The sequence below is a fragment of the Clostridium sp. UBA5988 genome (assembly GCF_002435615.1).
Taxonomy (GTDB): domain Bacteria; phylum Bacillota; class Clostridia; order Clostridiales; family Clostridiaceae; genus Clostridium_J; species Clostridium_J sulfidigenes.
Genome location: NZ_DJBA01000012.1, coordinates 36,627 through 58,186 on the forward strand (window position 1 = coordinate 36,627; position 21,560 = coordinate 58,186).

The 21,560-nt window shown below is 30.3% G+C and carries 19 protein-coding genes; all 19 read left to right on the forward strand.

The window, feature by feature from the left end; genetic code table 11:
• The first annotated feature begins 79 nt into the window (after positions 1–79).
• The 19 genes from alaS to sigG all read left to right on the forward strand — a co-directional run bounded on the left by alaS (position 80) and on the right by sigG (position 21,560).
• Positions 80–2,725, forward strand: a complete 2,646-nt coding sequence (gene alaS / locus B3J31_RS01730) for an alanine--tRNA ligase (protein ID WP_346867315.1) — start codon at positions 80–82, stop codon at positions 2,723–2,725.
• A gap of 62 nt (positions 2,726–2,787) precedes the next feature.
• Positions 2,788–3,039, forward strand: coding sequence for an IreB family regulatory phosphoprotein (locus B3J31_RS01735; RefSeq protein WP_035133250.1), 252 nt, complete (start codon positions 2,788–2,790; stop codon positions 3,037–3,039).
• A 413-nt stretch (positions 3,040–3,452) separates the two neighbouring features.
• Positions 3,453–3,866, forward strand: coding sequence for a Holliday junction resolvase RuvX (gene ruvX, locus B3J31_RS01740; RefSeq protein WP_035133253.1), 414 nt, complete (start codon positions 3,453–3,455; stop codon positions 3,864–3,866).
• Positions 3,867–3,995: 129 nt separating this feature from the next.
• Positions 3,996–4,259, forward strand: a complete 264-nt coding sequence (locus B3J31_RS01745) for a DUF1292 domain-containing protein (protein WP_035133255.1) — start codon at positions 3,996–3,998, stop codon at positions 4,257–4,259.
• Positions 4,260–4,298: 39 nt separating this feature from the next.
• Entirely contained in the window at positions 4,299–4,742 is a 444-nt protein-coding gene (locus B3J31_RS01750; RefSeq protein ID WP_035133257.1) for a Fur family transcriptional regulator, read from the forward strand.
• 177 nt (positions 4,743–4,919) lie between these two features.
• Positions 4,920–6,587, forward strand: coding sequence for an RNase J family beta-CASP ribonuclease (locus B3J31_RS01755; RefSeq protein WP_150843618.1), 1,668 nt, complete (start codon positions 4,920–4,922; stop codon positions 6,585–6,587).
• A gap of 212 nt (positions 6,588–6,799) precedes the next feature.
• Positions 6,800–8,623, forward strand: a complete 1,824-nt coding sequence (gene typA, locus B3J31_RS01760; RefSeq protein WP_346867316.1) for a translational GTPase TypA — start codon at positions 6,800–6,802, stop codon at positions 8,621–8,623.
• 24 nt (positions 8,624–8,647) lie between these two features.
• The gene (gene mltG, locus B3J31_RS01765) at positions 8,648–9,637 is read left to right on the forward strand and encodes an endolytic transglycosylase MltG (RefSeq protein WP_346867317.1); all 990 of its coding nucleotides are present in this window, start codon (positions 8,648–8,650) and stop codon (positions 9,635–9,637) included.
• 179 nt (positions 9,638–9,816) lie between these two features.
• Positions 9,817–10,515 carry an O-methyltransferase gene (locus tag B3J31_RS01770; protein WP_035133263.1) on the forward strand — a complete coding sequence of 233 codons (699 nt, stop codon included), beginning with the start codon at positions 9,817–9,819 and terminating at the stop codon, positions 10,513–10,515.
• Positions 10,466–11,692 (forward strand): U32 family peptidase, encoded by a 1,227-nt coding sequence (locus B3J31_RS01775; protein WP_346867318.1) that lies wholly within the window; start codon positions 10,466–10,468, stop codon positions 11,690–11,692. The genes B3J31_RS01770 and B3J31_RS01775 overlap by 50 nt, the downstream gene beginning before the upstream one ends.
• The gene (gene udk / locus B3J31_RS01780) at positions 11,692–12,318 is read left to right on the forward strand and encodes a uridine kinase (protein WP_346867319.1); all 627 of its coding nucleotides are present in this window, start codon (positions 11,692–11,694) and stop codon (positions 12,316–12,318) included. The genes B3J31_RS01775 and udk overlap by 1 nt, the downstream gene beginning before the upstream one ends.
• Positions 12,319–12,398: 80 nt before the next feature.
• Positions 12,399–14,063, forward strand: a complete 1,665-nt coding sequence (locus B3J31_RS01785) for a penicillin-binding transpeptidase domain-containing protein (protein ID WP_346867320.1) — start codon at positions 12,399–12,401, stop codon at positions 14,061–14,063.
• Positions 14,064–14,190: 127 nt separating this feature from the next.
• Positions 14,191–14,892 (forward strand): RNA polymerase sporulation sigma factor SigK, encoded by a 702-nt coding sequence (sigK, locus tag B3J31_RS01790; protein ID WP_150843625.1) that lies wholly within the window; start codon positions 14,191–14,193, stop codon positions 14,890–14,892.
• 276 nt (positions 14,893–15,168) lie between these two features.
• A complete protein-coding gene (locus tag B3J31_RS01795; protein ID WP_150843626.1) occupies positions 15,169–16,167 on the forward strand; it encodes a PilT/PilU family type 4a pilus ATPase in 999 nt (332 codons plus the stop codon).
• A 306-nt stretch (positions 16,168–16,473) separates the two neighbouring features.
• Entirely contained in the window at positions 16,474–17,733 is a 1,260-nt protein-coding gene (gene ftsA, locus B3J31_RS01800; RefSeq protein WP_150843627.1) for a cell division protein FtsA, read from the forward strand.
• A complete protein-coding gene (ftsZ, locus tag B3J31_RS01805; protein WP_150843628.1) occupies positions 17,730–18,842 on the forward strand; it encodes a cell division protein FtsZ in 1,113 nt (370 codons plus the stop codon). The genes ftsA and ftsZ overlap by 4 nt, the downstream gene beginning before the upstream one ends.
• A 315-nt stretch (positions 18,843–19,157) precedes the next feature.
• On the forward strand, positions 19,158–19,961 hold the full coding sequence (gene spoIIGA / locus B3J31_RS01810; protein WP_346867321.1) for a sigma-E processing peptidase SpoIIGA: 804 nt from the start codon (positions 19,158–19,160) through the stop codon (positions 19,959–19,961).
• A gap of 11 nt (positions 19,962–19,972) precedes the next feature.
• Positions 19,973–20,713 (forward strand): RNA polymerase sporulation sigma factor SigE, encoded by a 741-nt coding sequence (gene sigE, locus B3J31_RS01815; protein WP_346848319.1) that lies wholly within the window; start codon positions 19,973–19,975, stop codon positions 20,711–20,713.
• 73 nt (positions 20,714–20,786) lie between these two features.
• A complete protein-coding gene (gene sigG, locus B3J31_RS01820) occupies positions 20,787–21,560 on the forward strand; it encodes an RNA polymerase sporulation sigma factor SigG (RefSeq protein ID WP_035132671.1) in 774 nt (257 codons plus the stop codon).

Consider the following 21,560-nt stretch of genomic DNA (forward strand, 5'->3'; position numbering starts at 1 on the left):
AAGTTTTTATTTTTTTATTTTATTTTAGAAAAATTGAATAAAAGTCATTGTTATTAGAAAGAATTAGGAGGAATGTAATATGAATAATATGGGTTTAAATGAAATAAGAGAAAGCTTTTTAAAGTTCTTTGAAAGCAAAGAACATTTAAGACTTAATAGCTTTTCTTTAGTGCCTAAGAATGATAAGAGTCTTTTACTAATAAATGCGGGGATGGCTCCATTGAAGCCATATTTTACTGGTATTCAGATGCCACCAAGTAAAAGAGTAACAACTTGTCAAAAGTGTATAAGAACTGGTGATATTGAGAATGTAGGAAAAACCTCAAGACATGGTACTTTTTTTGAGATGTTAGGAAATTTTTCTTTTGGAGATTATTTCAAAGAAGAAATTATAGTATGGGCTTGGGAGTATATAACAGAGGTTTTAAAAATATCTAAGGATAAACTATATGTAACTATATATCTTGAAGATGATGAGGCTTTTGATATTTGGACTAAGAAAACTGATATAGAGCCAAGTAGGATCTTTAGATTAGGTAAAGAAGATAACTTCTGGGAACATGGTGCTGGTCCATGTGGTCCTTGTACAGAAATTCACTATGACAGAAAATCAGATCTTCCACAAATAGAAACTACTGAAGAATTTATTAAAGCTGGTGATGAAGATAGAGTAATTGAATTTTGGAATTTAGTTTTCACACAGTTTGACGGAGATGGTAAGGGTGGATATGAGAGATTAGCAAATCCTAATATAGATACAGGAATGGGACTTGAGAGAATATCTACTATAATGCAAGGTGTAGATAATATCTTTGAAGTAGATACAATTAAGGATGTTTTAAATGCAGTTTGTAAAAAAGCTGGAAAAACCTATGGCGAAAATAAAGATTTAGATGTGTCTATAAGAATAATAACTGACCATGTAAGAAGTATTACCTTTATGATTGGAGATGGAATATTACCATCTAACGAAGGTAGAGGATATGTATTAAGAAGACTTCTTAGAAGAGCTGCAAGACATGGAAGAATTTTAGGAATAACAGGTACATTCCTAAATGAACTTTGTAATGTAGTTATTGATAGTTCAAAGGGAGCTTATGAAGAATTAGAAGAGAAAAAAGACTATATTAAGAAGGTCATTAGCTTAGAAGAAGAAAGATTTGCAGAAACCATAGATCAAGGTATGGATATATTAAAATCCTATATCGATGAAATGAATACTGAAAAAATAAAAGTATTAAGTGGAGAAAAAGCATTTAAACTATACGATACTTTTGGATTCCCAGTTGAACTTACCGAAGAAATTTTAGTTGAAAAGGGAATGAAAATTGATTTTGATGCTTTCCATAAGGAAATGGAAAATCAAAGGAATACAGCAAGAGCTGCAAGAGGTACATCAAACTACATGGGAAATGATGAAGGTGCTTTAAACAATATTCCAATGGAAATAACTACTGAGTTTTTAGGATATGGCACTATAAGTAGTAAGGGTAAAGTTTTATCTATGATAAAAGATGATGAGTTTGTAAGCAAAGCAGGAGAGGGAGAAAAATTTGTAGTTGTTACTGAAAAAACTCCATTTTATGCAGAAATGGGGGGGCAAGTAGGAGACATTGGAACTATATACACGGATAAATTCCAAGGAAAAGTTTTTGATTGTAAAAAGAGTACCAGAGGTCATATACTTCACTTTGTAGAAGCTATTAAAGGAGAACTTAAGATAGATGATATTGTTGAATTGTTAGTAGATTCCACTGTGAGAAGTAATATATGCAAAAATCATACTGCTACTCATATGCTTCATGAAGCTTTAAAGGAAGTTTTAGGAGACCATGTAAATCAAGCAGGATCTTATGTAGATGGAGATAGATTAAGATTTGACTTTACCCACTTTTCAGCTATGACTGCAGAACAACTTAAAGAAGTAGAAGAAAGTTTAAATAGTGAAATTCTTAAGGCTTATGATGTAAACACAGAGATTATGACAATAGATGAAGCTAAAGAAAAGGGAGCTGTGGCTTTATTTGATGATAAGTATAAAGAGGATGTTAGAGTTGTATCTGTAGGTGAATATAGCAAGGAACTATGCGGTGGAATTCATGTTAAGAATTCTGGGGAAATAGGGCTGTTTAAGATTCTAAGTGAGAGTGGAGTAGCAGCAGGAATCAGAAGAATTGAAGCTGTTACAGGTATTAAATCTGAAAGCTATGTTAATGAAAAAGAGGAATTATTAAAAGAAATATCTGCAACTTTAAAGTGTGGAGAAAAAGATTTATTAAATAAGTTAAATGGATTACTTTCTAATTTAAAAGAAAAAGAAAAAGAAATACAAGGATTAAAGGAAAAATTAGCTAGTGGTATTGAAGATGAAATAATTAATAAAGCTGAAAATATTAAAGGAATTAATGTAATTGCAGCTGCACTAGATGATATTGAAGGGGATGCACTTAGAAACTTATGTGATAAACTTAGAAATAAGGTTTCAGATGCAGTTGTAGTTCTTGGGAGTAGAGTTGCTGGAAAGGTTCAATTTGTAGTAATGGCTAGTAAGGAAGCAGTTGCAAAGGGTGCTCATGCTGGAAAGATTATTAAAGAGGTAGCTATCATCACTGGTGGTGGCGGTGGTGGAAGACCTGACATGGCGCAAGCAGGTGGAAAGAAACCAGAAAAACTAGATGAAGCAATTTCAAAGGTAAGTCAAATAGTAGAAACTTTAGTAAAATAGTATACTTTTTGCATCCAATGATGGTATAATAGAAAATAAAGTAAGGTTGAGAAGGTGATATAATGGATAAACAACATACAGTTCAGTTTGATGTAATGAAAGATAAGAAAGATATGACAAAAGTTATACTAACTGATGTATATGATGCTCTAATAGAGAAGGGCTATAATCCAGTTAACCAGTTAGTAGGATATCTTATATCTGGCGACCCAACTTATATAACCAACTATAATGGCGCAAGAGCATTAGTAAGTAAACTAGAGAGAGACGAGATATTAGAAGAAGTTTTAAAATCTTATCTAGATATAAAATAAAAATGCCTTTTAAGGCATTTTTATTTTAAAATTACACATAATATGTAATAGGTAAAAGTGTAATATGGTCCGTTAAAGATGTATATAGTGTTGGAATAATAAATTGATTTTATCCATTAGTGTTAATTATAATAGCATATAATTATTAATTTGTAATGATCAGAATAAGGAGCACCTATATAAGGATAAAGAAGGGGTTTATCCGATGACTACCCGCTCTAATACTCCCATCTTCTTCAAATTGGAGTAAAGAGCGGCTACGACCCTGGATAACGAATTCTAAGTATCGAAAATACTGATACTTAGAATTCTGTTAGTAACCTTCAGAGGGAGTAAAAACTCCCTCTGAAGCAAAGAACTCTGTTTATCATAATGGAGCTCCTATATTTGTAATATACAGTGAGGAGAAGAGCATGAGAGTACTTGGATTAGATGTGGGTGATAGAACTATTGGAGTAGCTATAAGTGACCCACTAGGCTTCACAGCTCAAGGAATTACTACCATAAGACGTAAAAAGGAAGAGGCAGATATAGAAGAGATTATAAAAATATGCAACGAATATAATGTTGATACTATAATTTCAGGACTACCTAAGAATATGAATGGTACTATAGGTGAGCAAGCAGAAAAGGTACAAAGATTTTGTGAAGCTTTAAGGGAGCACGTAAACATAGAAATTAAATTTTGGGATGAAAGACTTACTACTAGGGCAGCACATATGGCTATGTTAGAAGCTGATATGTCAAGAAAAAAAAGAAAAGGCTTGGTTGATAAGATAGCTGCTACTTATATTTTACAAGGGTACTTAGATAGTCTTAGTAAATAGTATTATCATGAATAAAATAGTATATAGTATAAATTTAATTAGGCACTTATTGCTTATATAATAGAATTATAGTATTGATAATTTCTATATAGAAAAAATACTACAAATATGTAGAAGGAGGGAATTTTTATGGAAAATTTTTTAGAAAATATAACATTAACTGACGAAGAAGGTAATGACGTTGAGTTTGAAGTTATAACCAAGTTAGAAATAGAAGATACAGAGTATTTTATAGTAGCGCCTATTGATGACGAAAATGAGGATGCTATTGCATTGAAGGTTCTTAAGGATGAAGATGGAGAAGAATACTTTGCAACAGTAGAGGATGAAGAAGAGTTTAACATGGTTAATGATGCTTTTGAAACTCTATATGATGAAGGCGTTATAGAATAAATATACTTCACCTAGTGGTGAAAGGAGTAGTGTTAATTTATGTCTAATGAGAAAATTGAAAATTTAAAACTTATTCTAAAAGAAAAGGGCTATAAATTGACACCTCAAAGAAGGTCTATACTTGATGAAATTATTAAAAATGAAGGTAGCCACTTAACCACAGAAGAAATATATGATTTAGTAAAGGTTAATTGTCCGGAAATTGGACTTGCAACTGTGTATAGAACTGTTCAGTTATTAGAAGAAATGGGAGTGCTATATAAACTTGATTTAGATGATGGATGCAGTAGATACGAACTTTGTGATGAAGATGAAAGTCATCAACATCATCATTTGATTTGTCAAAATTGTGGTAAAGTCATTGAGGTTGAAGGAGATCTTTTAGAGGAGTTAGAGCAGGGAATAGAAAAAAAGTATAACTTTAAAATAAAAAATCATAGTTTAAAGTTTTATGGAATTTGTGATAATTGTTCTTTACAATAATAACTTTATTATTAGTAGAGATGTTATATAAATCTATACTATATGATATTAAAATTTCTATTAGAAATTAAATGTATATATGTACAGATTAGATTAAGATGCTCAAAAACCTTATCTTTTATATTAATAAAGTTAGGCAGAGCATAAAGAAAATTATGTAGAAAAGGAGGGTAGGTTTTGAAAAAAGAAAAAGAGAAGATTAAAATAATTCCTTTAGGGGGATTAAATGAGATAGGTAAAAATCTAACGGCTATAGAATATAAGAATGATATAGTTGTTATCGATTGCGGATTAAAATTTCCAGATGATGAGATGTTGGGAATTGACGTAGTTATACCAGATGTTACTTATCTAGTTAAAAATGTTGATAGAGTAACTGGAATATTTTTAACCCATGCTCATGAAGATCATATTGGTGCTTTACCATATGTATTAAAGCAAATTAATGTTCCTGTTTATGGGACTAAACTTACACTGGGAATTGTGGAAAGTAAATTAAGAGAGCATGCATTATTAGGAGTGGTTGACTTAAGAGAAGTTAAGCCAAAGGATATAATAAAGCTTACTAGTGTATCTGTAGAATTTATTAAAACAAATCACAGTATAGCAGATTCGGTAGCTATAGCTATACACACACCATTAGGTGTAGTACTTCATACTGGAGATTTTAAGATTGACTTTACACCTATAGATGGCAAGGTTACAGATTTAACTAGATTTGCAGAGCTAGGGAAAAAAGGAGTAACTGTACTCTTAGCAGACAGTACTAATGTAGAGAGACCAGGATACACTATGTCTGAAAGCATAGTTGGAGAAAGTTTCGAAAAGATTTTCCATGGTGCTAAGGGAAGGGTTATAGTTGCAACTTTTGCTTCTAATATTCATAGGGTTCAACAGATAATAACAGCAGCTAGAAAGTATAATAGAAAAGTTGCACTTTCTGGTAGAAGTATGGAAAATATAATCGCTGTTGCTATAGAACTTGGATATATTACTATAGAAGAAGATGCATTAATAAGTATAGATTCTATGGGGAAATATCGTGATGATGAAATAGTTATGATAACTACTGGAAGTCAAGGAGAACCTATGGCAGCTCTTTCAAGAATGGCAGCTTCTGAACATAAGAAGGTAAATATACAAAAGGGAGACCTAGTAATATTATCTGCAACCCCTATACCAGGAAATGAGAAATTAGTTTCTAAGGTTATAAACCAGTTGTTTAAACAAGGGGCAGAAGTAGTATATGAATCACTAGCAGAAGTTCACGTATCAGGTCATGCATGTCAGGAAGAGTTAAAACTTATGCATTCTTTAGTAAAACCGAGATTCTTCATCCCAGTTCATGGTGAATATAGACATTTAAAACAACATGGTGAACTAGCTGTTAAGTTAGGTTTGTCGGAAAAAAATGTGTATATAGGAGAAAATGGAGATCTTATTGAAGTAAGTAGAACATCTATAAGAAAAGCAGGTACGGTAGCTTCAGGGCAAGTTTTTGTAGATGGACTTGGAGTTGGAGATGTAGGAAATATTGTTCTAAGGGATAGAAAACATCTATCACAAGATGGTATCCTAACTGTTGTAGTTACCATGGGTAAAGATACTGGAAGTGTTATTGCAGGTCCAGATATAATTTCAAGAGGCTTTGTCTATGTTAGAGAATCTGAGGATTTAATGGATAAGGCTAGAGAGGTTGTTAAAGAGGCCCTTGCACATTGTGAAGAAAAACACATTACGGAATGGCCTACTATAAAAGCAACAATTAGAGAAGCTCTTAGAGAGTACCTTTATGAAAAGACTAAGAGAAGACCAATGATTTTACCTATAATTATGGAAGTTTAAAAAGCTTCATTTTTCATTAATTGCTATAAGTAAGATTACACAAATAGTAATTAATGATAAATCTATTCTGTATTGGGATTTAATAATGTTTTAATAACATTGACTTTTTATCCACATAATATTAGAATTGAAATAGTTAATTTAAATTGGATACTTAAGTATCCAATTTTATTTTGTGGTTTATTATTAAAATAAAATTTTGGAGGAAAAATATGAATTTATATACAAGAGAAGATATAAGAAACATCGCTATAATAGCTCACGTTGACCATGGTAAGACAACTTTAGTGGATGCGCTTTTAAAGCAGAGTAAAGTATTTAGAGAAAATGAAGTAATGCAAGAGAGAGTTATGGACTCAAATGATTTAGAGAGAGAAAGAGGAATAACTATTCTTTCAAAAAATACAGCAGTAATGTATAATGGAGTTAAAATAAACATTATAGATACTCCAGGCCATGCTGATTTTGGTGGAGAAGTTGAGCGTGTACTTAAAATGGTAGATAGTGTTTTACTTGTAGTAGATGCTTATGAAGGAGCTATGCCACAAACTAAATTCGTTCTAAAAAAGGCCCTTGAGCTTGGATTAGATCCAATGGTTGTTATCAATAAAATTGATAGAAAAGATGCAAGACCAGAGGCAGTTATAGATGAGATCTTTGACTTATTTGTAGAATTAGGTGCTACAGATGAGCAATTAGATTTTAAAATAATATATGCATCTGCTAGAGATGGAGTTGCAATATCAGAACTTGAAGATGAACCTGTAGATATGGTTCCATTATTCGAAGCAATTATTGAAACTGTGCACCCACCAAAAGGTTATATAGACGAGCCATTACAAATGCTAGTAACATCAATAGATTACAACGAATATGTTGGTAAAATTGGAATAGGTAAGATTGAAAGAGGAACTATTAGAAAGAATCAAACCGTAGCTCAAATGTCAAAGGACGGATCAAAGAAAAATGTAAAAGTATCAAATGTTTATACTTACGATGGATTAAAAAGAGTTGAGGTAGAAGAAGCTAAACTTGGTGATATTATAGCTATATCAGGAATTCCTGGTATAAATATTGGAGAAACAATAGCAGATGCTACAAATCCAGAAGCATTACCATTTGTTGATATTGATGAGCCAACTCTTAGTATGAACTTTATAGTTAATAACTCACCTTTCGCAGGTCAAGATGGAGATTTTGTTACATCTAGACACTTAAGGGATAGACTTATGAAAGAACTTGAAACTAATGTAAGTTTAAAAGTTGAAGAAACTGATTCAGCAGACTCATTTAAAGTTAGTGGAAGAGGAGAACTTCATCTTTCAATTCTTATTGAAACTATGAGAAGAGAAGGATATGAATTCCAAGTATCTAAGCCATCTGTTATATACAAACATGAAAATGGAGAACTTTTAGAACCTATGGAAAACTTAACAATGGACGTACCAGAAGAGTATATGGGAGTTGTTATGGAAAAAATGGGTCCAAGAAAAGCAGAGATGGTTAACATGACTAGTGCTGTTAATGGATACACTAGACTTGAATTTAAAGTTCCATCAAGAGGAATAATTGGATTAAGAAATGAGTTTATGACTGAAACTAGAGGAAATGGAATAATGAACCACGTTTTAGTTGGTTATGAAAAATACAAAGGTGATATAGTAGAAAGAAACAGAGGATCTCTAGTTGTGTTTGAATCTGGAGAGTCTATTGGATATGGATTATTCAATGCACAAGAAAGAGGAAGATTATTTATAGGACCAGGAGTTCCAGTATATCAAGGAATGGTTTGTGGAGAATGTTCAAGAAATGAAGATATCGAAGTTAATGTATGTAAGAAGAAACATCTTTCAAATACAAGATCTTCAGGATCAGATGATGCACTTAAATTAATACCAGTACCTAATATGTCATTAGAACAATGTATAGAATTTATAGCTTCTGATGAGCTTGTAGAGGTTACTCCAAAAACTATAAGATTAAGAAAGAAAATATTAGATCCAACCCTAAGAAAAAGAGCAGCATTAAAGAAATAATATTTCCGTTCATGGGGGTGTAATATGAAGAAAATTGTAGGTATAATTGTAATAGTGTTAATAGCAATATTAACAGTCAGTGGTTTTTATTACAATTATGCGACAAAGTCTCCATTAAAAGGTGAGGAAATCACCGTAGTTGTAAATGAAGGGGATTCGCTTTACAACATATTAGATAGGTTAGATAATCAAGGTTTTATAAAAAGTAAAACATTAATCAAGATTTATATGAAGTTGCATAATACTTCAGCAGAACTTGTACCAGGAACATTTAAGTTATCAGGTAATTTAAGCTTTGAGGAGATAATTGCTGTTTTAGAGAATAAAAATAATGAAGGCTCTATATCCGTAACTATTCCAGAAGGATATGATATAGAAAAAATGGCTATATTATTTGAGGAAAAGGGATTATTTACTAAGGATGAGTTCTTAAAAGCTATAAAGGAATATGCAGCTCCTGATTATATTCCAGCAAAGGAAGGAAGGAGATATGATTTAGAAGGATTTTTATTTCCTGATACATATTTCTTTAATCCAGGAGTTAAACCTAATGAAGTTATAGCTACTATGAATAATGCTTTTAATTCTAAAATTAATAGCATTATTCCTGAAGGAACTAATATTTATGATATAGTAACTATAGCTTCTCTTATAGAAAATGAAACTAGAGTGGATGAAGAGAGACCATTAGTTTCATCAGTTATTTATAATAGGTTGAACAGTGATAATATGAAGAAGCTACAGATTGATGCTACAGTTATTTATGCTTTAGGTGAGCATGTAGATACAGTTTTATATAAACATCTAGAGATAGATTCACCTTATAATACTTATAAAAATCATGGATTGCCAATGGGTCCTATATCTAGCCCAGGCTTATCATCAATTGTAGCAGCAGTTAATCCTGAAGATACTGACTATTTATTTTATCTTTTAAAAAAGGATAAAATTCATCATTATTTTACTGATAATTATGATGACTTTGAGAATAAGAAAAAAGAATTAGGATACTAAGATATTAAATTTAGAATACAAAGTTGTAAGCTCAATAATTTTGAGCTTATAACTTTGTATTATAAAATTATTATATTCTTAATAGTAAATGTATATGATATGTATATGATATGTATAAGAGATTTTAAATAGAGTATATAAACAATGATTAAATTATATAGGATTATATGGAGGAAGAAATGAGCGGTATTACATATGATTATATGGAAAAGTACTTAAGAGGTCTCATAGGAGATTCTAAAGGGATGTTAAAAGAGTTAGAAGATTTTGCAGAAGAAAATGCAGTGCCTATAGTTCAAAAGGAAACTGCTAGATTAATAGAGTTTATGATTAATTTAAAAAAACCTAAAAAGATACTTGAGCTTGGCACAGCAATAGGATACTCCTCCATTTTAATGTCCTTAGCATCGGAAAATAATGTTACTATAACTACCATTGAAAGAGATGAAAAAATGGTAACCATAGCAACTGAAAATATAAAAAAAGCAGGTTTAGATGAAAAGATATCAATAATACAAGGTGATTGTTTGGAAGTTCTTGAAGGATTAGATGATGAGTATGATCTAATTTTTATGGATGCAGGTAAAGGTCATTATAGTGAATTTTTACCTCATTGCATAAGAATGTTATCAAAGGATGGAATAATTATATCAGATAATGTATTATTTAGAGGTATGGTTGCATGTAAAGACTTGATGATAAGAAGAAAAATTACTATAGTAAAAAGAATGAAGAAATATATGGAAACAATCTCAAAGGATGAAAATTTACTTACAACAGTAATACCAATGGGAGATGGTATAGCACTGACAGTTAGGAGGAATGAAAATGAAAACACCGGAACTATTAGCTCCAGCAGGGAACTTGGAGAAGCTTAAAGCAGCAATAAATTTTGGAGCAGATGCAGTATATCTAGGTGGTAGCAAGTTAAATCTTAGAGCTTTTGCAGATAATTTTAGCAATGAAGAATTATTAGAAGGTATAGAATTTGCTCATTCAAAAGGTAAAAAAGTATATGTAACTTTAAATGTATTTCCACATAATGATGACTTAGATGGTTTAGAAGATTATCTGAAGGAATTATCTGAAGCAGGAGTAGATGCAATTATAGTATCAGATCCTGGTATAATTTTGATGGCTAGAGAAACTGTACCAAATATGGAGTTACATTTAAGTACTCAAGCAAATACTGTTAACTGGAAGACTTGTGAGTTTTGGCATAAGATGGGGGTAAAAAGAGTTGTTTTAGCTAGAGAATTATCCCTTGAAGAAATAAGAAAGGTACAAGAGAAAATACCTGAAACTATGGATTTAGAGATATTTGTTCATGGTTCTATGTGTATGGCATATTCAGGAAGATGTCTTATATCTAACTATATGGTAGGGAGAGATTCTAATAGAGGGTCTTGTGCGCAACCATGTAGATATAAATATCATCTAGTAGAGGAAAAACGTGAAGGAGAATATTATCCTATCATGGAAGATGATAAGGGAACATATATAATGAATTCTAAGGATTTATGTATGATTGAGCATATTCCAGAACTTATGGAAACTGGAGCATTGTCATTTAAAATAGAGGGTAGAATGAAGAGCACTTACTATGTGGCAAGTGTTGTTAAAGCTTATAGGGAAGCTATAGATGAATATATGAAGTCTCCAGAAGACTATAAGTTTAATCCAAGATGGTTAGAAGACTTAAATAAACCTAGTCATAGACAATACTATACTGGATTCTATTTCAATGAAGAAAATAAACAAGTTCAAGATAGTTCAGCCTATGTAAGAAATTATGACATTATAGGTATAGTTAAGGATTATAATAAAGAAACAGGAATAGTTACAATTGAGCATAGAAATAAAGTAGTTGAAGGAGCTCAAGTAGAAGTTTTAAGACCAATAGGAGAAAATAAGCAAGTTGTTCTTAGAGACCTTCATGATGAAAAAGGAAATAAAATTGAGTCAGCACCTAGTGCAAAAATGATATATACGGCTAAAGTTAATGAAGAATTAGAAGAAAATGATATTATAATAAAGGCTAAGGAGGAAGTTTAATGAAACGTCCAGTTATAATAGGAATAACAGGTGGAACTGGTTCAGGAAAAAGTACCATAGCAAAGGAAATATGCAAAAGTTTTGACGGAAATTGCATAGCTATGATAGAACAGGATTGTTATTATAAGGACCAAAGCCATTTAACTATGGAGGACAGAGTAAAGACAAACTATGATCATCCATATGCCTTCGATACAGCCTTATTAGTAAATCATTTAAAATCTTTAATTGATGGTAAAGCTATTGAGAAGCCTCAGTATGATTTTGAGGTACATAATAGAAAAAAAGAAACTATACTGGTAGAACCAAGAGAAATAGTAATAGTAGAAGGAATACTTGTTCTTGAGGATGAATCTCTTAGAGATATGTTAGATATAAAAATTTATGTAGATACTGATGCAGATGTAAGATTCATAAGAAGACTAGTGAGAGATCTTAATGAAAGAGGAAGAACTGTAGATTCAGTAATAACTCAATATTTAACTGTAGTTAAGCAGATGCATGAACAATTTACAGAGAATACTAAGAAGTATGCAGATATTATTATCCCAGAAGGTGGACATAATAAAGTAGCTATAGAAGTTATTAAAGGAAATATCCGCCAGATACTAGCAAGACAAGAGTAAAGATAATGTAAATAAGGTTCAAAAATTTGGTATTAAACACCTTTCTTTAGTCAAAGATTATACTAAGGGAGGTGTTTTTATTGTTTCAAAAAAGTAATAAAGGGCAGGTAACTAAGAGAAATTATTACCTATTATCTATTATGATATTAATGTTTATAGGATTAATTATTAGGTTTATCCATATTCAATTAATGGAGGGTCCTACACTTTCAGTGTCTGCTAATGAACAATATTACTATGAAGAGGATATAAATAATATTAACTTTAAGTTGCTTGATCGAAATGACAATAATCTTTTTGAAAGTACATTAAATTATTATGTAGTGATAGATCCATTAACTTTTTATACATTAAATGAGGAAGCAGCTTTTATTTCAATGAAAAATGTATCCTATATACTGCGAAGTTTTAATAGAGATTATGATATTTCTTTATTACAATATGAAATTGAAAATGGAAATAAACAATATGAAATTGATAAAGAGTGTTATGAGAAGTTAAAAAATATACAAGATGTAAGAGGAATGTATGTATACGAATATACTGAATATAAAAAGTATAATGATTGGAATATAAAGAATATACTAGCTAGTGGAGTAAAATATTCTGATAACTCAAAGCTGAAAGATGAGGGAACCCTAGAAAGAGAAATATATGAATATATTAAGAATAATAAAAAAGAGCAATTAAAGCTTGAAAAGGATGTTAGTGGTAATATTATTAAAAAAGTATTTAGTGACATAAAAGGTAATAATAATGTAGTTACAACCCTAGATTATAATATTCAAAAAAAAGTAGAAGAAATTTTAAAAAGTAAAAATTATGAAGAATACGGTCAAATTGGAGCAGTATTAATGGAAAGCAGCACTGGGGATATATTATCAATGGCGCAGAAAAATGATAATTTATCTAATGTAAATATTGGAATACCTAGTGGAAATGGTTTTTTACTTGGTTCTACCTTTAAAACTATACTATATGAAGCAGCTTTAGAAAATCAACTAATTGGAAGAGATGAAAAGTTCTATTTAAAGGAAATTTTCCCTAAAAGTATTGAAAAGTTAGGTTCATATAATATGGAGCAAGCATACATAGCGTCATCTAATGATACTTTTGCTCAGATTGGATGGAAGGTTGGAATGGATAGAATATATGAATTATCTAATAGATTAGGTTTATTTAATAAGACGCTAAATCTTCAAGATGAGAAAAGTGGAACTATAGAAGGATATAAAGTAGAAAACAACCTAGATATCATTACTAATACATCTATAGGACAAACGGTGAGAACTACACCTCTAGCAGCATTATCCATTCCTAATACAGTAGTTAATGGTGGTAAATATATTAAACCTAAAATTATAAATAAAATAATAAGTGAAGAAGGTAAAATTTTAAAGAAGTATGAAAGTGAATCTACAGAGGTATTCAGTGAAAGTACTGCTAATATAATTAAAGAAGGTATGATGGGTGTAGTAAATGATGAGCTTGGTACAGGAAGCAATGCTAAAATAGATAATATAGAAATCGGCGGCAAAACTGGAACTACTGAATATTTAAATGGAGATAAAAAGTGTTCTGATGGCTGGTTTGCAGGATTTTTCAAATATGATAACAAGTATTATTCCATGGTTATATATTTACCACAGGTAGAAGAAAAAAGTGGTAGTAGTCAAGTTGCATGTTCTGTATTTAAGGATATAGTAGTAAATTTAATTCAGAGTGATATTATGAAATTAAATTAAATTTATATTTTACATTATATAATATACCTAAAATTTAAAATTTTATTTCAAATAAATATTACCATATAGTCACTTTTCCCCTAAAGTAAACATATTATAATAATAAGCACTATTAGGGGGAGCATAAATGTTTTGCTTGAGTTGGTTATTGAATGTAATTAGCGAATATGCCTTACTTACAGGATATGTTTCAGGAAATAACTCTTTTCCACAGCCACTTACAGAAGTAGAAGAAAAAGAATATTTACAGAGATTAAAAGATGGAGATCCTGAAGCAAAAGGTGTCTTAGTTGAGAGAAATCTAAGATTAGTAGCACACATAGTAAAAAAATATTCATTTCCTGGGAAAGAAGTGGATGATTTAATATCAATTGGAACAGTAGGATTAATTAAGGCAATAGATTCATTTGATATGGATAAGGGAACTAGGTTAGCAACTTATGCTGCAAGATGTATAGAAAATGAGATTCTTATGCTTATTAGAAACAATAAGAAAATTAGAAGTGAAGTATATTTGCAAGATCCTATAGGTCTAGACAAAGAAGGAAATGAAATATCCCTTATGGACATATTAAGTAGTGATAAAGATTCCATTTTAGAGGTAGTGGAAAATAAGATACAAGTGAAAAAATTATATTGTATACTGGAAACATGTCTTCAAGAAAGAGAGAAAAGAATAATAGAAATGAGGTACGGGTTAATAGATGGGAAACCAAAAACTCAAAGAGAGATAGCTTCAATATTAGGTATTTCAAGATCCTATGTATCTAGAATAGAAAAAAGAGCATTAAAGAAACTACTTAAAGAGTTAAATTTTGGAGAAGGCTAATAATATATATTAATTAAATATTTACTATATAATTATATTTATATTATAAAAGGTATTGATATGTATTGATTCATAAAGAAATATGAATCAATACATATCATATTTTTTAGAAAACTTTAACTAATGTTAAAGAATTATATAAATATAAATATATTTAATACGATTATATAAATTGATATACTAATTAAAATTATAGTAAAGTTAATGTAAAGTAGATAATTATAAATATAACAATGTAGGTGGAAATGTATTTTATTATATGTAAGGAGATAAAAAATGGAACTAAAGGAACTTTTAAAATATGTGGTTGAAAATCAAGGTTCAGATTTGCATCTGTCTGTAGGAGCACCTCCTATTCTACGAAAAAATGGAGAATTATTAAATGTAATAGAAGAAGTTTTATCTGAAGAAATAGTTAAGAAATATAGTAAGGAAATCCTTGGAGAAGATTACGTTATATACAATGAAATAGGGGAGAGAGATATACTATATACTCTACCGGATGTAGGCAGGTATAGGGTTAATGTATATAAAGAAAGAAGTTTTGATACTATTGCAATTAGAGTAATACCGGTAAAAGTTCCAACTATAGAAGATTTAAATATGCCTACAATTATAAAGGAATTTACAAATAAAAAGGATGGCTTAATTCTTATAACTGGTCCAACTGGAAGTGGTAAGAGTACTACTATGGCAGCTATGATAAATGAGATAAATTCAAATAAAAAAACTCATATTGTGACTTTGGAGGATCCTATAGAGTATTTACATAATCATAAGAAATCTCTAATTAATCAACGGGAAATAGGAAGGGATACGGAAAGCTATGATAGTGGACTAAGAGCCATACTTAGAGAAGATCCAGATGTAATTTTAGTTGGAGAAATAAGAGATTTAGAAACTATGTCAGCAGTACTTCTAGCAGCAGAGACAGGACATCTAGTAATTTCTACATTACACACCATAAGTGCCTACAAAACAATTGATAGAATCATAAATTATTTTCCGTCAGAACAGCAATTAAGGATAAGAAATCAGCTTTCTACGGTATTAAAAGGTATAGTATGTCAAAGATTATTTAAGAAGATGGATGGTAGTGGAAGAATTGCAGCTCTTGAAGTAATGGTTAATACCCCAGCAGTTCAAAATTTAATTAGAGAAGGGAAAATACATCAAATACCATCGACTATGGAAACTTCATCAAAATATGGTATGCAGACTATGGAAATGGCTATAAGTAAAATTAACAGATATATTGATAAAGAAGAACTGTAAGCAGAGTTCTTTGCTTCTTCGAAAACCTATAATATCAATGGTATAGGGAATTTAGCCATTGTGTTTTTTTTAATTAAGTTTTATACTATAGATAGAATATAAATGATTAAATGGCGTACTTATAATATATTGAGGTAATTTCGTTATTTACCTACATATGGTAGTAAGGTGTTATAGAGACTAGGCATTGTATAAATATATTCTAAAAATATTCTACTATTTTGAAGGAATTTCAATTTTCATGTTGAATATACCTTTGTACACTGTAAACTTCTTAGGGAGTAGAATGTGGGAGGAATATGTTATATGAATAATTACATTGTTGGAATAGATATAAGTTCTTCAAAGGTATGTGGAGTAGTTGGGAGATTAGACCAAGAAAACAAAATACAAATTATGGGGATTACTACTTCAGATTATGAAGGAGTTAAGGATAATGTAATGTTGGATGAAGAGGATATTTCTTATATTTTACGCAATGTAGTAGAGCGTTTAAAGGAAATTGTAAATTCACCATTAGAAGAAGCATACTTATCTGTACCAATTTCTTTATGTGAAATCGTAAAGACTAAAGGTGTTTTGTCTTTCTCAGAAATGAAAGAGATTAGCAAAGAGGATATATTAAATGTAGGAGAAGTTGCAAAGTTTTGTGTTGGCAAGGAGCAAGAAATTGTCCAAGTTGATATTGAAGAATACATAGTTGATTCTATGAAGAATATTACTAATCCATTAGGAATGAAAGGGAAGGTACTAGAATCAGAAGGCAACGCATTTATACTAAGTAAAAAATATGTTGATGGATATAAAAAATGTTTAAAAGAAACTGGAATCGAGATAAAGGGATGGGTAGTTAATGCTATAGGTATAAGCAAGGATATAATTGAAGATCTTGAACTTGCTAAAGGTGTAGCAATTATCGATATTGGAAGTTCTAATATGGAAATTACAGTTTTTAAGAATAATAGATTCTTAGATTACTTTTCAGTACCCTTAGGTGGTAATAATATTACAAATGATATTTCTATTTGCCTAAAGTTATCATTACAAGATAGTGAAAGATTAAAATTTAAATGTAATACTTTATTGAAAGATAATTCAACTGAAAATCATAAAATAAAGATTAATACTAGTGGAAATAGTATAGTGGAAATTAATTATGAAATGTTAGTAGATATAATAGGTGAAAGAGTTAAAGAACTACTTGAAATAATAAATAAGCGCATTGAAAAAGAGCAATTAAGTGATCAAATTGGCAGTTTCGTAATTGTTGGAGGTGGAATATCTTTATTTAGAGATATTACGACTATAGCTTCAGAAATATTAGGAAAGCCAGTTAGAATAGGTGTTCCAAATTATGTTGGAGCAGCAAACCCAATATATTCAACAGCTACAGGAATCATAAGAGATGTTTTAAGCAAAGAAGAAATATTTAATAAAGAAAAAAGTTCCTGTGAAAGTTGTAATGAAAAGTTGAGTAGTAGCAATAATAGAAGTAAAGAAAATAAGTTTATAACAAGACTAAAAGGAATTCTAAAGAGTTTTTCTAATGAGGAGGTAATAAAGTGATTGATTTCGATGTTCAAAATGATGATTTATGTAAAATTAAAGTTGTAGGTTGCGGTGGCGGTGGAAACAACGCTGTAAATAGAATGATTGAAGAAGGACTTAAAAATGTTGAATTCATAGGTATTAATACAGATAAACAAGCATTAGTTTTATCTAAGGCTGAGTTTAAAATCCAATTAGGAGACAAGCTTACTCGAGGCTTAGGTGCAGGTGCAAATCCCGAAATAGGAAGAAAAGCAGCAGAAGAAAGTAAGGAAGAAATAATTGAAGCATTAAAAGGTGCAGATATGGTATTTGTTACTTGTGGAATGGGTGGAGGAACTGGTACAGGAGCTGCACCAGTAGTAGCAGAAATAGCTAAATCTATGGGGATTTTAACTGTAGGTGTTGTAACTAAACCTTTCCCATTTGAAGGAAGAAAAAGAATGATTCATGCAGAAGCTGGAATTAAGGCTTTAAAGGAATCAGTTGATACATTAGTAACAATTCCAAATGAAAGATTATTATCTCTTGTGGATAAAAAAACTACTCTTGTAGAATCTTTTAGGAAAGCAGATGATGTTTTAAAACAAGGTGTACAAGGTATTTCTGACTTAATAACTATACCAGGATTAATTAACTTGGACTTTGCAGATATAAGCACTATTATGGTTAATAAAGGACTTGCTCATATGGGAGTAGGTATTGGAACTGGCGATAATAGAGCACAAGATGCTGCAAGAGAAGCAATAGCAAGTCCACTTTTAGAAACTTCAATTATAGGAGCAACTGGAGTACTTTTAAATGTTACTGGGGGATCTGATTTGTCTTTGTTAGAAATTAATGAAGCTGCACAAATAGTACAGGAAGAAGCTGATCCAGATGCAAATATTATATTTGGTGCTGTAATTGATGAGAGCTTAAATGATGAGATAAGAATAACAGTTATTGCTACTGGATTTGATTGCGAGAAAGCTAAAATGGAAAGTGGAGTAAGTTTTGACACTATTAAAAGTCAAGGTTCTAAATCAGAGGTAGCAGCAACTCAATCAAACGATACTGCTACATCTTCAAAAGATGAAAGTGAAGACTTTACAGTTCCTACATGGCTAAGAAAAAGTATGAGATAATATAAGATTAATATGTATTTTATTAAGAGGCTATTGTAAAATGATTTTTAATCATTTTACAATAGCCTCTTCTTATTTAATTTTTTTAAATTCCATGTAAAGGCTGAAATAGAATGAAATGTATTCTATTTCAGCCTTTTATTATTTCAAGGACTTTTGTTTAAATTACACAGTTTATTTTTGAACAGACACTTAATTTAAAAAAAAAATCGTAAAATGACATAATTTTCTAGTAATAATATGAAATTTTACCATATGGTTTTACAAATTTTACCGTAAACAACCTATATAATAATCTTTAAGGGGGTAAATAAAATGGTAGTGTACTTAGATATGCTCTTGTTAGAAAATTTTTTAGTGAATTTATTTTTGCTAACAATAACTATGCAAACTATAAAAAAGAAGGTTTCAATGGGTAGGTTAATGCTAAGTTCAGCTATTGGTGCTTCATATGTTTTTGCTATACTTATTCCTAAACTACAGTTTTTTACATCTACGCCCTTTAAAATAGTAGTAGCTCTACTGATGATGATAATATCTATTAAAGATAAAAGTATGGGTGAAGTATTAAAAGCTACTGGAATATTTATATTGTATTCTGTACTTCTTGCAGGAATGTCTTTTTATATAGCCATAAAGGATAATCCATCTTTATCATCAAGTGCTATGATATATAATTTTTCCTATAAAAATCTTATATTGTCTTTAATGATTATTTATATGTTAATTTATAAGTTGACTGTATATGTAAAAGATAGACGCTCATTAACTAATTATGTATATACTACTGAAATATGTATCGATAATGTGAAGACTATAATAAAAGCCTTTTTAGATACAGGTAATGAACTTAGAGAGCCAGCAACAAATTTGCCCGTAATAATTGTAGAAAGGAAGTTTTTCAAAGATTTAAATTTAATGAACCATAGCATATATAACATTCCTTATTCTGTGGTAAGTGGATGTAATGGAAAACTTATTGGAATTAGACCAGATAGTGTGAAGATAAACATTAATGGAAATATAAAAGAAGAAAGTTTGATATTGGCATTTTGTGATAATAAGCTTAGCAAACATAGTGATTATAATGGACTTTTACCAAGGGGGATTATAGAATAGGAGGAATTTTTATGAATAAAATATCAAAAAAGTTTTTAGAAGTGAGAAATGGGTTGCAAAGCATACTAAGTAGATTTTTAAGTAAGTTTAAAGGCTTTGCAAAATCAATTTACTACATAGGGGGAAATGATGCATTACCACCACCATTGACTAAAGAAGAAGAGGAAGTATTGGTAGAAAACTTAGAAATGGGAGATGAAAGCATAAGATCCATCTTAATTGAACGTAACTTAAGATTGGTAGTTTATATTGCAAGAAAATTTGAAAATACAGGAGTAAATGTAGAGGATTTAATATCGGTAGGCACTATAGGACTTATAAAAGCTGTAAACACCTTTGCACCAGAAAAGAAGATTAAATTAGCAACCTATTCTTCTAGATGCATAGAAAATGAAATACTTATGTATCTAAGGAGAAATAATAAGATAAAAACAGAAATATCTTTTTATGAGCCATTAAATATTGATTGGGATGGAAATGAATTGTTATTATCAGATATATTAGGAACTGATAGTAATGTAGTATATAACTATATAGAAGAAGAAGTAGATAAGCAACTTCTTGGAATTGCTATGGATAAATTAAATAGTAGGGAGAAAGAAATAATAGAGTTGAGATTTGGACTAAATGGAATTACAGAAAAAACCCAGAAGGAAGTTGCGGATATGCTTGGTATATCTCAATCCTACATTTCGAGACTGGAAAAAAGAATAATTAAGAGACTTAAAAAAGAAATTAATAAAATGTTATAAGGTTGTCTTTAGTATAAAAAAGCTACATCAGGAGATAATTTTAATGTAATTATTCTGAAGGGAATGAGACCTTATGATGATTAATAAAGTAGAAATTTGTGGAGTGAATACTTCGAAACTACCTGTATTAAAAGAGAAGGAAATGAGGGAACTACTAATCAAGATAAAGCAAGGTGATAAGGGCTGTAGAGAGGATTTTATAAAAGGAAATCTAAGGTTAGTATTAAGTGTAATTCAAAGATTTAATAACAGAGGGGAAAATGTAGATGACTTATTTCAAGTAGGTTGCATAGGTCTAATGAAGGCTATTGACAATTTTGATTTAAGTCAAAATGTTAGATTTTCCACTTATGCAGTACCGATGATAATTGGAGAAATTAGAAGATACCTTCGGGATAATAACTCTATTAGAGTAAGTAGATCTTTAAGAGATATTGCTTATAAGGCACTACAAGTGAGAGATAAGCTTGTTAACAAGGATAATAAGGAGCCAACTATCTCTCAAATTGCAAAAGAACTAGAAATGCCTAAAGAAGAGATAGTATTTGCACTAGATGCAATTCAAGACCCAATTTCATTATTTGAACCTATTTACCATGATGGTGGAGATGCCATATTTGTTATGGATCAAATTAGTGATAGTAAGAATTTAGATGATGGATGGCTTGAAAATATATCAATAAAAGAAGGGATGAAGAAGCTTACAGATAGGGAAAAACTAATCTTAAACTTAAGATTTTTTCAAGGAAGAACTCAAATGGAGGTTGCTGATGAAATTGGAATATCTCAAGCTCAGGTTTCTAGATTAGAAAAGACAGCACTTAAACACATGAGAAAACACGTGTAG

What these genes read in the sequence shown, in the direction of transcription:
- B3J31_RS01770 (WP_035133263.1), top strand. Translation starts at nt 9,817, where the DNA reads ATGAGCGGTATTACATATGATTATATGGAAAAGTACTTAAGAGGTCTC.
- B3J31_RS01795 (WP_150843626.1), top strand. Translation starts at nt 15,169, where the DNA reads ATGGAACTAAAGGAACTTTTAAAATATGTGGTTGAAAATCAAGGTTCA.
- sigE (WP_346848319.1), top strand. Translation starts at nt 19,973, where the DNA reads ATGAATAAAATATCAAAAAAGTTTTTAGAAGTGAGAAATGGGTTGCAA.
- sigG (WP_035132671.1), top strand. Translation starts at nt 20,787, where the DNA reads ATGATGATTAATAAAGTAGAAATTTGTGGAGTGAATACTTCGAAACTA.
- B3J31_RS01775 (WP_346867318.1), top strand. Translation starts at nt 10,466, where the DNA reads ATGAAAACACCGGAACTATTAGCTCCAGCAGGGAACTTGGAGAAGCTT.
- mltG (WP_346867317.1), top strand. Translation starts at nt 8,648, where the DNA reads ATGAAGAAAATTGTAGGTATAATTGTAATAGTGTTAATAGCAATATTA.
- B3J31_RS01745 (WP_035133255.1), top strand. Translation starts at nt 3,996, where the DNA reads ATGGAAAATTTTTTAGAAAATATAACATTAACTGACGAAGAAGGTAAT.
- B3J31_RS01750 (WP_035133257.1), top strand. Translation starts at nt 4,299, where the DNA reads ATGTCTAATGAGAAAATTGAAAATTTAAAACTTATTCTAAAAGAAAAG.
- spoIIGA (WP_346867321.1), top strand. Translation starts at nt 19,158, where the DNA reads ATGGTAGTGTACTTAGATATGCTCTTGTTAGAAAATTTTTTAGTGAAT.
- B3J31_RS01735 (WP_035133250.1), top strand. Translation starts at nt 2,788, where the DNA reads ATGGATAAACAACATACAGTTCAGTTTGATGTAATGAAAGATAAGAAA.
- ftsA (WP_150843627.1), top strand. Translation starts at nt 16,474, where the DNA reads ATGAATAATTACATTGTTGGAATAGATATAAGTTCTTCAAAGGTATGT.
- udk (WP_346867319.1), top strand. Translation starts at nt 11,692, where the DNA reads ATGAAACGTCCAGTTATAATAGGAATAACAGGTGGAACTGGTTCAGGA.
- alaS (WP_346867315.1), top strand. Translation starts at nt 80, where the DNA reads ATGAATAATATGGGTTTAAATGAAATAAGAGAAAGCTTTTTAAAGTTC.
- ruvX (WP_035133253.1), top strand. Translation starts at nt 3,453, where the DNA reads ATGAGAGTACTTGGATTAGATGTGGGTGATAGAACTATTGGAGTAGCT.
- typA (WP_346867316.1), top strand. Translation starts at nt 6,800, where the DNA reads ATGAATTTATATACAAGAGAAGATATAAGAAACATCGCTATAATAGCT.
- sigK (WP_150843625.1), top strand. Translation starts at nt 14,191, where the DNA reads ATGTTTTGCTTGAGTTGGTTATTGAATGTAATTAGCGAATATGCCTTA.